This is a genomic window from Thioalkalivibrio sp. AKL19 (assembly GCF_000420165.1).
In the GTDB taxonomy this organism is placed as follows: Bacteria; Pseudomonadota; Gammaproteobacteria; order Ectothiorhodospirales; family Ectothiorhodospiraceae; genus Thioalkalivibrio.
Window position 1 is genome coordinate 189,749 of sequence record NZ_ATUK01000010.1, and the last position, 11,804, is coordinate 201,552.

Genomic DNA, 11,804 nt, shown 5'->3' on the forward strand with positions numbered 1-11,804 from the left:
ATGACGCACGCCCACAGCACCTATCCGCCCAGATCCCGGATCTCCGCTGCGCGGTGTCCGGGATGACAGTGGAAACTGGGAACGCCGGGGGCCAGACATGCGAAAGGGGCCACTCGGGCCCCTTTGCAGGATTTGGCGGAGAGTGAGGATTACGTCCGGCTGCGCCGGTCGCCCTTCGGGCCGCCTTCGCTACGCTGCGGCGTTCCGGTGTCGCTACGCGCCACCGGTCGAACCATCGTTCTTGTATCTCGGGTTCGAATCCCGGAAATCTCGGGGGCCAGACATGCGAAAGGGGCCACTCGGGCCCCTTCGCGGGATTTGGCGGAGAGTGAGGGATTCGAACCCTCGATGGGCTTTTGACCCATACTCCCTTAGCAGGGGAGCGCCTTCGACCGCTCGGCCAACTCTCCGGAAACGCGGCACAGGATACGGTCTTGAGCCGCCAAATGAAAGGCCCGGAAGACCAATTGCGGTCTCCGGGCCTTTCAATTCCCGCACGAGAGGTTCAGTCGTCGCGTGCGCCTGCGGCAGCACCCCCCGCCCCGGTACCACCGCCACCGGAGTTCTCACCGCCGCCTTCACCACCGGCGACGTTCGATTCGCGCTGGATGCGCTGAAAGATCTCCTCGCGATGGACCGCGACGTCCTGGGGCGCATTGATGCCGATGCGGACCTGATTGCCCTTGACCCCCAGGACGGTGACGGACACATCCTCGCCGATCATGAGGGTCTCGCCCACACGCCGAGTCAAAATGAGCATGCTCTTCTCCGCAGTGCCTGTGTCGGACGGAGTCGGTCGTCCGGTAACCGTTTTACGGTCTGTCATCCTTAACCGTCCTCCTGTTGACCGACTGGGGTCTGTTCGAGTTCAAACGCATCGTGCAATGCACGTACCGCAAGTTCGAGGTACTTCTCATCCACGACCACGGAGATCTTGATTTCCGACGTGGAGATCATCCGGATGTTGATGGTTTCGTGCGCCAGCGCCTCGAACATCTTGCTGGCGATGCCGGCGTGCGAACGCATACCCACTCCGACCACCGAGATCTTCACGATGTGGGTATCGCCGGAGACCTCGCGGGCATTCAGGGCCTTCGCCGCCGCCTGCAGGATCTCCACGGCCTTGTCGTAGTCGTTGCGATGCACCGTAAAGGTGAAGTCGGTGGTCTGATCCGCGCCCACGTTCTGCACGATCATGTCCACTTCGATATTGGCGTCCGCGATCGGACCGAGGATGCGATGCGCGACCCCCGGCTGATCGGGGACGCCCTGAATCGTCAGCTGGGCCTCGTTCTGATTGAACGCGATACCCGCTACCAGCGCCTGTTCCACCTGCGCATCCTCCTCCGTGGTAATCAGGGTCCCCGGTCCTTCCTCGAACGAGGACAGCACTCGTAATGGGACGTTGTACTTGCCGGCAAATTCCACCGCACGGATCTGCAGCACCTTGGAGCCAAGGCTCGCCATCTCCAGCATCTCCTCGAAGGTGATGCTGTGCAAGCGGCGGGCCGTCGGCACGAGGCGCGGATCGGTGGTGTAGACGCCGTCGACATCCGTGTAGATGCGGCATTCGTCGGCCTTCAGGGCCGCGGCCAGGGCCACCGCCGTGGTATCGGAGCCGCCGCGCCCGAGGGTGGTGATTGCGCCTTCCTCGTCCACGCCCTGGAAACCGGCCACGACCACGACGCGCCCGGCCTCGAGATCGCCACGCACGCGGGCATCGTCGATGCTGCGGATGCGCGCCTTGTTGTGGGCGCTGTCGGTGCGGATGGTCACCTGCGCCCCGGTGTAGGACCGCGCATCGCAGCCCCGCGCCTCCAGCGCCATCGCCAGCAGCGCGATGGTGACCTGCTCCCCGGTGGACAACAGCACATCCAGCTCGCGGCCGTCCGCGCGCGGGTTCAGCGCATGCGCCAAGCCCAGCAGGCGGTCGGTCTCCCCGCTCATCGCGGAGACCACGATCACCAGCTGATGGCCTTCCTCGCGCAACTTCAGCGCGCGCTCCGCCACCGCCTGGATGCGTTCGGGAGAGCCTACCGAGGTGCCGCCAAATTTGAGTACCAGCAACGCCATTTCAAGATTCCGTTCCGTGCCCGGTCCTTGCGACCGTCCGGACAGGGCGCGCCCCGTCCATTAGCGTTTACTTAAGAAGCAAACATTAAACACTATTTGCATCGTCGTTGCGAGGCCCTGCCGCGTGGGCCACCCTTGAAGATCGCCGCAGCGCTGCGCGCTTCGCGATGACGGGGATGGACAATCAGGCGCGTTCGCGCACCCAGGCCTCCACCGAGGCCAGCGCGGCATCCAGCTTGTCCGGGCTCTGGCCGCCAGCCATCGCCATGTCCGGGCGACCGCCGCCCTTGCCGTCCACCTGCGCGGCCACATGGCCCACCAGATCGCCCGCCTTGAACTGGCCGGTCTCCGCCTTGGTCACGCCCGCCACCAGGCTGACCTTGCCCTCGCCCGTCGCGGTGCCCAGCACCACCACGGCCTTGCCGAGCTTCTGCTTGAGCTGATCGACCATGTCGCGCAGGGCCTTGGGCTCGACGCCCTCGACCTTCGCGGCCAGCACCTGGATGCCATCGACGTCCCTGGCCTGCGAGCCAAGGTCGTCGCCAGCCTGGCTGGCCAGTTTGCCCTTCAGCTGCGTGACCTGCTTTTCCAGCTCACGGGTGCGTTCCTGCAGCTGCGCGACCTTGTCGGCCGCCTCGGCACGCCCGGCGCGCAGGCGATCGGCGATCGCGTCCAGATGGCCAATCTGCTGGTCCACCCAGCGCAGGGCGACCTCGCCGGCGACCGCCTCGATACGCCGGATGCCGGCGGCCACGCCGCCCTCGGAGGTAATCCGGAACAACCCGATATCGCCGGTGCGGTCCACATGCGTGCCGCCACACAGCTCCACCGAGGTGCCGATCTTCAGTACCCGCACCTGATCGCCGTATTTCTCGCCGAACAGCGCGACCGCGCCGGACTCCATCGCGGACTCGATATCCATCACGCGGGTATCGGTGGCCTCGTTGGCCAGGATCTCGGCGTTCACCTGGGCCTCGATGGAGCGCAGCTGTTCGTCGGTCAGCGGTTCCATGTGCGTGAAGTCGAAACGCAGCCGGTCCGGATCCACCAGCGAGCCCTTCTGCTGCACGTGATCGCCCAGCTGGTCACGCAGGGCCTTGTGCAGCAGATGGGTCGCCGAATGATGGCGGCGGATGTTCTCGCGGCGCGGGCCTTCCACCGCAGCCTGCAGGGTCTGGCCAACCTCCAGCGTGCCGGCGCGGACCTGGCCGACGTGGATGTGCGCCGCACCCTGCTTGCGCGTGTCGGAGACCTGGAAACGCACGCCGGAGCCGCTGAGCGTGCCGACGTCGCCCACCTGGCCACCGGACTCGCCGTAGAACGGCGTGCGGTCCAGCACCACCAGACCCTCGGCGCCGACCTCGAGACGGTCGACCGCCGCGCCGTTCTGATACAGCGCGGCTACACGGCCCTCGTCATCCACGGTCTCGTAGCCGGAGAACGCGGTCTCGACGTCGACCTGCGGCAGACCGCCATCCTCCATGGAAAAGTGGCTGGCCGCGCGGGCGCGGGCACGCTGGTCGGCCATGGCCGATTCGAAGCCCTCCATGTCCAGCTCCAGGCCGCGCTCGCGGGCGATGTCGCCGGTCAGGTCCACCGGGAACCCGTAGGTGTCGTAGAGCAGAAAGATGGTCTCGCCGGGGATCACCGTGCCCTTCAGGTCGCTCAGGTCGTCCTCGAGGATCTTCATGCCCTTGTCGAGGGTCTCGAGGAACTTGCGCTCTTCCTTCTCCAGTACCTTCTCGACCTGGGCCTGTGCCTCGGCCAGCTCCGGGAAGGCCTCGCCCATCGCGTGCACCAGGTCGCCGACCATCTGGTAAAGGAAGGCGTCCTGTGCGCCGACCTTGAAGCCATGGCGCGCGGCGCGACGAATGATACGGCGCAGTACGTAGCCACGCCCCTCGTTCGACGGCAGCACGCCATCGGTAATCAGGAAGGCGATAGAGCGAATGTGATCCGCGATCACGCGCAGCGAGGCGGAGTCCTTCTCGCGGGCACCGGTCACCCGCGCAGCACCAGCGATCAGGTCCTGGAACAGGTCGATCTCGTAGTTGGAATGCACGCCCTGCAGCACGGCCGCCAGGCGCTCCAGCCCCATGCCGGTATCCACCGACGGGCGTGGCAGCGGGTTCAGGGTACCGTCCGCGTCGCGGTCGTACTGCATGAACACGAGGTTCCAGATCTCGATGTAGCGATCGCCGTCCTCGTCCGGGGAGCCGGGCGGGCCGCCCGCGACCTCCGGGCCATGGTCGTAGAAGACCTCGGTGCACGGCCCGCAGGGGCCGGTATCGCCCATCTGCCAGAAGTTGTCGGAGCCGCCATCGGGGTCGTCGCCGATGCGGATGATGCGCTCGGCCGGCACCTGGATCTCGTTCGCCCAGACGTTGTAGGCGTCGTCGTCGGTCTCGTAGACCGTGACCCACAGCTTCTCCGACGGCAGACCGATGGTCTCGGTCAGGAACTGCCAGGCGTAGTGGATCGCGTCGCGCTTGAAGTAGTCACCGAAGCTGAAGTTGCCCAGCATCTCGAAGAAGGTATGGTGCCGCGCGGTGTAGCCGACATTCTCGAGGTCGTTGTGCTTGCCCCCGGCACGCACACAGCGCTGCGTGGACACCGCCCGGGTGTACGGACGCTTCTCGCGGCCCAGGAACACGTCCTTGAACTGCACCATGCCCGCATTGGTAAACAGCAGCGTGGGGTCGTTGCCCGGCACGAGCGGGCTGGACGGCACGATCGTGTGCCCGTGGCCTTCAAAGAATTCGAGGAAACTCCGGCGAATGTCGGCGCTTTTCATGCGGTTCCGGTGAGCGTTGGGGTCAAACCCGGAATGCTATCACGCAAGCGCCCCACCCGCGTATTGCCGGGCCCGGTTTCCGGCCATCTTCCTCGTCATTGCGGGCCCCGAAGGGGCCGTGGCGATCGGCTGGGCCTGCCCAAACCGGCATCAGGTGGTTCCGTCAAGCGATTGCTTCGCTACGCTCGCAATAACGTTCTCTTGACGCGTCATGGCGAGGAGCAGCGCGACGAAGCCATCGGTCACGAGTCGCCCGCGTCGTCCTTCCAGGCGGCGAGGGCCTGGTGGGCGACGCCGCCGGGGAAGCCGCGACCGGCGAGGTGGCGCAGGTAGCGGGCCTCTTCGTCGCGGGTCTCGGGGGGGTGGCGGAAGTGGCGTTCGAGCTGGCCGCGCGCCTGGTCGACCCAGTCGATCTCCAGGGCCTCGAGGGCGGCGTTGACGGTGTCGTTGCCGATACCGTTGTGAGCGAGTTCGGCGCGGATGCGCTGCTCGCCGTAGCCCTGTTCGGTGCGGTGGCGGGCCATGAAGTCCGCGTAGCGGGTGTCGCTCAGGTAGTCGAGTTCGCGCGCGCGCTCCAGCGCGGCGTCGACCGCATCCCGTTCGAAGCCGCGCTCGGCCAGCTTCCGAGAAAGCTCCAGCGCGGAGTGTTCGCGTCGGACCAGCAATCGCAGGCCCGCCTCCAGCGCGGCCTCGGGGTCGGCCGGGTCAGCCTTGCTCCTCGACCGGGGCATCGACCGGCACGTCCTCGTCCGAGGCCTTCTTGCGCTTGGGCAGCAGGCGTTCGCGCAGGGTCTTTTCGACTTCCTCGGCGATGTGCGGGTTGTCCTTCAGGTACTGGCGGGCGTTTTCCTTGCCCTGGCCGATGCGCTCGCCGTTGTAGCTGTACCAGGCGCCGGCCTTGTCGATCAGGCCTTCCTTCACGCCCATCTCGATGATCTCGCCGACCCGCGAGATGCCCTCGCCGTAGAGGATCTCGAAATACGCCTCGCGGAACGGGGGCGCCATCTTGTTCTTGACGACCTTCACGCGGGTCTCGTTGCCGATGACCTCGTCGCCCTTCTTGATCGCGCCGATGCGGCGGATGTCCATGCGCACCGAGGAGTAGAACTTGAGCGCATTGCCGCCGGTGGTCGTCTCCGGGCTGCCGAACATCACGCCGATCTTCATGCGGATCTGGTTGATGAAGATGACCAGCGTGTTGGAACGCTTGATGTTGGCGGTCAGCTTGCGCAGGGCCTGCGACATCAGACGGGCCTGCAGGCCGACGTGAGAGTCGCCCATCTCGCCCTCGATCTCCGCCTTGGGCGTCAGCGCGGCCACGGAGTCGACGATCACCACATCCACCGCGCCGGAGCGCACCAGCATGTCGGCGATCTCCAGCGCCTGCTCGCCGGTATCCGGCTGCGAGACCAGCAGGTCGTCGACGTTCACGCCCAGCTTCTCGGCGTAGGTCGGGTCCAGCGCGTGCTCGGCATCGACGAAAGCGGCGGTACCACCCGCCTTCTGCGCCTCGGCCACCACCTGCAGGGTCAGGGTCGTCTTGCCCGAGGACTCCGGCCCGTAAACCTCGACCACGCGCCCGCGCGGCACGCCGCCGATCCCGAGTGCGATGTCCAGCGCCAGGGAGCCCGTGGAGATCGCGGGGACGTCGACCGCCTCCTGATCGCCCATGCGCATCACCGCGCCCTTGCCGAATTGGCGTTCGATCTGCCCGAGTGCGGCGGTCAGGGCCTTCTTGCGATTCTCGTCCACGGTATGCCTCCCGATACTTGCAGCGATGGTTTCCGACCCGTTGCCCAACCTAGGGAAACACTGATTAATGTACACGTTCGCGCTCGAGTCGCTTTTGCGTGCGAACAAGGCGCGGCGACCGCCGTGCAGTCATTCTGCACAAGGGAGCCGCAACGCAGTTCCCACGCAAAAGCGGCCGAGCCCCTTCGGGGTTGGCGCCCCAGGTTCCCCGATCCTGCGTTGCGCCGCTTGCGGGTAGATCCACTACCCGCTGCACGACGCGCCTTGTCTCGGAAAACCTGGGGTGCCGACGGGAACGTGTACATTAATCAGTGTTTCCCTTGGGCGGATACGGGGCCGCAGTATCCCACAGGGCGGAGAGTGACCCAACCCGTGATCCGCCATGGACAAACGAGGCGCCCCCGGCGTGCTCGATCGCGGTGGCCGCCGGCGGTCACCCCCCGGCCGGCGGGCTCCCCGGTGCGGAACTTCCGGAGGCCGGCGGGTCCATGGCGGCCGGATCCCCGACCGCATCTCGATTGTTCAGATGCACATCCATCTGCGGATAGGCGATCTCGATACCCTGTTCGCGGAAGCGCTTGATGATCGCGGTGTGGAGCCCGCTCAGCGTAACCAGCCGATCCGCCATCTGGCACACGAACACGCGCAGCTCGAAGTGCAGGGCGCTGTCGCCAAACCGGAGGAAATACACCACCGATTCGGGATCCGCCAGGACGTGCGGATCGTCGTGGGCCACCTCCAGCAGGGTCTCCCGGACAAGGTCGACATCGGATGCATAGCTGACCCCCACCGGGATCACCAGCCGCGTGGTGGTGTCGCTCAGAGTCCAGTTGATCAGATGCTCGGAGATGAACGTCTTGTTGGGGACGACGATCTCCCGGTTGTCCCAGTCGACGATCGTGGTAGCACGGCCCCGGATCTTCGATACCGTCCCGCTGTATTCGCCAACGGTGATGGTGTCGCCCACCCGCACCGGGCGTTCCAGCAACACGATCAGGCCGGCGACAAAGTTCGCCACGACCTCCTGCAGACCGAAACCCAGTCCGACGGTCAAGGCCGCCACCAGCCACTGGATCTCGCTCCAGCGCAGCCCCAGCAGCGAGAACACCATGATCACCGCCACCACGGCCATCAGGTAGCGCAGCAGCACCGTGAACGTGTAGCGCCCCGGGGCATCCATCCGCGTGCTGCGTGACAGGAGGATCTCGACCAGCCCCGGAAGGTTGCGCGCGGCCAGCACGAACAGCACCCCCAGGAACGTGGCCAGCAGCAGATCCTGCAGCGATACGCTGGTGGTGATCTCGCTCTCGCCGATCTCGATGGTGCGCGACCAGAGCGTAATGCCGTCCAGCCAGGCCAGGGCCGGAAGGATATCCGACCATACCCACAGCAGCCCGACCAGGGTGCCGCCCAGGGCCGCCACCCGCAGCAGCGTGCGACTCTGGGCATTCACGTCCTCCATGCTCAGTCGCGGCTCGGGCACATCGACCCCGGCCTCGCCGCCACTCGCACCCTCGGTGATGCCTTCCTGTTCGCGCCGTTCACGGATCCGGAACAGCGCCAGCCGGGTCTCGCCCAGCAGCAGCCAGCGGGCCGCCAGCCCATAGCCGAGGCCCACCGCGATCAGCACGACCACGGTACCGATCAGGTGCCTCAGCAGCTCGGCGACGGTATAGAGGTAGCCCGCCAGGGCGAGCGTGACCAGGGCCAGCACGCCGATCACGACCACCCCTCGCAGCAGCAGACGCCGGCGCTCGTCCATCAGCGGTTCGCCACTGGCGCGGTTCGGGGCCAGGAGCAGCCACGCCAGCACACCGAAGTTCAGGATGACCGCCAGCAAGGCCACGCGCCCGTAGAGATCGAACACCGCATCGCTCGGATGCCCGAAGGTCAGCGCCACCAGAAGAAACAGGAAGGTCTGCACCGGAAGGAACCAGTGCAGGTGTTGATGCAGGCGGGTGATCAACGGCTCGGACCAGCCGAAATGCGTGGTGCCGACACCGTTGCGACCGATAAACAGCAGCAGCAGGTGTCCCGTGAACCACCATACCGAGACAGTGATCAAGGTCCGGGACAGGACCTCCACGCCGAATCCCGTTTCCGGCACCGCATGCAGCTGGAATGCGACGGACAGCAACAGGAACGGCACCGGCAGCGCGCGCAGCAGACTCCAGCCAAGGGCCCTGAGGGTGACCCCGATTCGATCGGTGTACCGATGCTGCGTGGTCTCCGCGAGGCGTTCCAGGTGGCGGTGGATGTTACGCCCCGCGAGGTACAGCAGCCCCGTCACCAGGAGCAGAAAGCCAATAATCAGCGGACGGTGCAGCGTCTCGCGCAGGAAGGTCTCGCGCAAATCGGCCCAGGCATCCGGGTCGAGCAGCGCGCTGGTCGCGGCGGGCAGTCGCTCCAGCCACGCAGCCCCGACCGGGGAGTGGCTCGGCCACCAGAGCAGGGCTTCGCTCAGGGTACGGTCGAGCTCCTCCACCAGTTCCACCACCGACCGCAGGCGCAGGTCGGTCTGCCGCAACTGCTCGGTGCGCGCCTCCTCGGTGTGCAGTTCGACATTCAGTGCCTGGCGAAGAAGGTCGCGCAGCGTAGACCGGACCGGGGCTTCCCATTCCATCTCGCGGTCGTCCGGCATGGCCGCCAGGCGCTCGCGAAGGCTGATGGTGCGCAACTGCGATCGCGCCAGCTCGCGCTCCACATCCCGCAGCTGGAACCGCACCTGGTCCAGGTCGCGCAGTCGCCGCTGTTCCTCCAGGAAGACGCCGCCGAGCGCCTCGGTCAGGCCACTGATCTCCAACCGTTCCTGGACATGCCCGAGGGATTGTTCGAGTTCGCGCTCCACCCGGAGCAGGCGATCCCGTTCCCGCTGCAGGGTGCGGATCCGTGCCTGGGCCTCGGCGACGTGGTCGAATGTCGCATGCAGCTCGTCGATCTCCGACTCGTAGTGCCGCCGTGCCTCCGGTTCGCGTTCCAGCAGCGAACGTAACGCGCCCCGCAGCCCCTGCAGTTCCTCGCTGGAAACCTCGGTCAGCCGCCGCTCCAGCCGCCCCTGCAGGACGCGCTGCCAGCGCTGCTCCAGTTCGAGGCCGCGAACCAGCAGGCGCAGGGCCTGCACGCGCGGCGGCAGAGTGTCGGCGTCCAGTCGGGCGGCCAGCAAGGCGGCATCCGCCCGCCTCACCCGGGCCTGCTGCACCGCCTCTCCTGCGGCCTCCCAGTCGCCCCCCTCGGCAAGGGGGCGCAGCTCGTCCTCCAACTCCTGACGCTCCCGGCGCAGGCGTTCCAGCGTTTCGGCCCGGACCTCGGCCTGCTCCTCCAGTTGCGACAGGCGCACGCGCTGATCATCGAACTCGGTCTCCAGACGCTCGCGGTCGCGCCCGAGCCGTTCCAGGCCCTCCTCCAGGCGCCGGATCGAGACCTCGTCGCCGAGCCCGCGGGGAAATTCGCCAATCCCTGCCAGCGTCCGCTCCAGCTCGTCCAGGCGCTCGGGCAATGCCCGGGCGGTGGCCGCGCGATCGACCGCCCCCTGCACCCGTTCGACGCCGGCCTGCTCGTACTCCCGGGCCTCATCCCAAACGGCCCGTTCGGATTCGGCGCGTTCTTCATCGGCACTGTGCTGCTCGAGTTCCTCCAGCGGACTGGCCGCCAGCCACGCCTCCGCCTCCTGCGTATCCACCGCATCCAGCATTTCGGGCAGACGCTCACGAAAGGCTGCGAGATCGCTCTCCAGTGCATCCACTTCCGCCGGGCTTACGCTTGCCGCCTCCGGTGTCTCCGGTGTCTCCGGCAGCGGATCCTCGTCCGCCCAGGCCAGCGGACCGCCGGCCGCGAGCCACAGCAGCAATGCCACCGCATGGATCGCCAGCCTGGCAAACCCGCGGCCTTTGCCCGATACGCGGTTCCCTCTCATCCTTCCCTCGCCCATGCGTCCGCCCGGACCCGCCGCACAATGCGACTGCACCCGGCATGCTGCAGCTGCGCGCCGGTGTCCGTGATCTCCACACAATCAACATATACCCCGCGGCAGCGCTTCGCCTGTTCGCCATCCAGGGCGCCGTGAACGCCGTGCCCGCCGCGAGGAGGCCGCAGGCGAGAAGTGCCGGGAGGTTGCAGCCGCTCACGGTCCGGCGCGAAGTCCGGACGCGAAAGCGAAGTCTGTGACGGACTTGCGTTGCTGAAGCCCGCGGGCGCGACGCGCCCGCGTCCCAATAGGCCGGGGCAGTCTTTTCCGGGCTTGCCGTTCACCGGGCCATGAACACCCGGTCCGGAATCTGACCGGGTTCGGAGCACGCCGGCCCGGGGACCGGGATGAGGAGGTATTCCCCGGGGCGTCAGCTCGCCTCGTGGGCAAGCAGCTGCCCCAGGGCGTGGAGCATGGACTGCAGGCGCACCTCGTGGCGCTCACCGGCGAAATGGCGGGTTTCAACGCGCGCCGCCTGGCCGCGCGTCTGCCAGCCGAAGCAGACCGTGCCGACCGGTTTTTCGGGGGTCCCGCCACCGGGTCCGGCGATGCCGGTGACCGACAGCGCGTGCGTCGCGCCGCTGCGGGCCAGGCCGCCCTCGACCATCGCGCGGGCCACGGCCTCGCTGACCGCGCCGTATTCCTCGAGCAGTTCGGCCGGGACCCCGACCATCGCGGTCTTGGCGGTATTGGAGTACGCCACCCAGCCGCATTCGAACCATTGCGAGCTGCCCGGGATGTCGGTCATCGCCTGGGCGATGCCGCCACCGGTACAGGATTCCACGGTACACAGGCGCTCGCCCTTCGCCATCAGGCGCTCGCCCAGCTCGTACACCAGGGCCGACAGGCTGGGGGCATCGGCCTCGCGCAGGCTCAGGAGGGTGGTGCTGGATTCGGCAGTCATGAGGCGATCATCCCTCCGGATCGAAGGCGACGGCAACCCGCCAGCCGCCGCCTTCGGCGGCGTCAACGGCGTCGCAGCGCACCACGCGACCCTGGCGCTCCAGTCCCGGTAGCCGGCCATCCGGGCTCGGCACGGCCACGCTGACGTCGACCCCGGGATCGGTCTCGCGCTGGACCACGAACGCACAGCCCGTGGCCGACAGGTCCTCCAGTTGCACGGAGACGGACTCGCCACTGGAACGCCAGGTCATCCGCGCCCTGGCATTCACCTGCATCCGTCGGTGATCGCGTCGGTCCTCTTCGCCGATCATGCTCCCC

The 11,804-nt window shown here is 67.2% G+C and carries 8 protein-coding genes and 1 tRNA gene; all 9 read right to left on the reverse strand.

The window, feature by feature from the left end; translation table 11 throughout:
* Positions 1-319: 319 nt before the first annotated feature.
* A tRNA-Ser gene (locus tag F817_RS0102845) sits at positions 320-410 on the reverse strand.
* Positions 411-505: 95 nt separating this feature from the next.
* Positions 506-760, reverse strand: coding sequence for a carbon storage regulator CsrA (gene csrA, locus F817_RS0102850; protein ID WP_024326228.1), 255 nt, complete (start codon positions 758-760; stop codon positions 506-508).
* 68 nt (positions 761-828) lie between these two features.
* Positions 829-2,073, reverse strand: a complete 1,245-nt coding sequence (locus F817_RS0102855; protein WP_024326229.1) for an aspartate kinase — start codon at positions 2,071-2,073, stop codon at positions 829-831.
* Positions 2,074-2,257: 184 nt separating this feature from the next.
* Entirely contained in the window at positions 2,258-4,867 is a 2,610-nt protein-coding gene (gene alaS / locus F817_RS0102860) for an alanine--tRNA ligase (RefSeq protein WP_024326230.1), read from the reverse strand.
* A gap of 242 nt (positions 4,868-5,109) precedes the next feature.
* Positions 5,110-5,598, reverse strand: a complete 489-nt coding sequence (locus tag F817_RS0102865; RefSeq protein WP_024326231.1) for a regulatory protein RecX — start codon at positions 5,596-5,598, stop codon at positions 5,110-5,112.
* Entirely contained in the window at positions 5,573-6,619 is a 1,047-nt protein-coding gene (recA, locus tag F817_RS0102870) for a recombinase RecA (protein WP_024326232.1), read from the reverse strand. The genes F817_RS0102865 and recA overlap by 26 nt, the downstream gene beginning before the upstream one ends.
* Before the next feature lie 433 nt (positions 6,620-7,052).
* A complete protein-coding gene (locus tag F817_RS0102875; protein WP_081644440.1) occupies positions 7,053-10,532 on the reverse strand; it encodes a mechanosensitive ion channel domain-containing protein in 3,480 nt (1,159 codons plus the stop codon).
* A gap of 421 nt (positions 10,533-10,953) precedes the next feature.
* Entirely contained in the window at positions 10,954-11,487 is a 534-nt protein-coding gene (locus tag F817_RS0102885) for a CinA family protein (protein WP_024326235.1), read from the reverse strand.
* Positions 11,488-11,494: 7 nt separating this feature from the next.
* The gene (locus F817_RS0102890; protein WP_024326236.1) at positions 11,495-11,797 is read right to left on the reverse strand and encodes a PilZ domain-containing protein; all 303 of its coding nucleotides are present in this window, start codon (positions 11,795-11,797) and stop codon (positions 11,495-11,497) included.
* Positions 11,798-11,804: the final 7 nt, after the last annotated feature.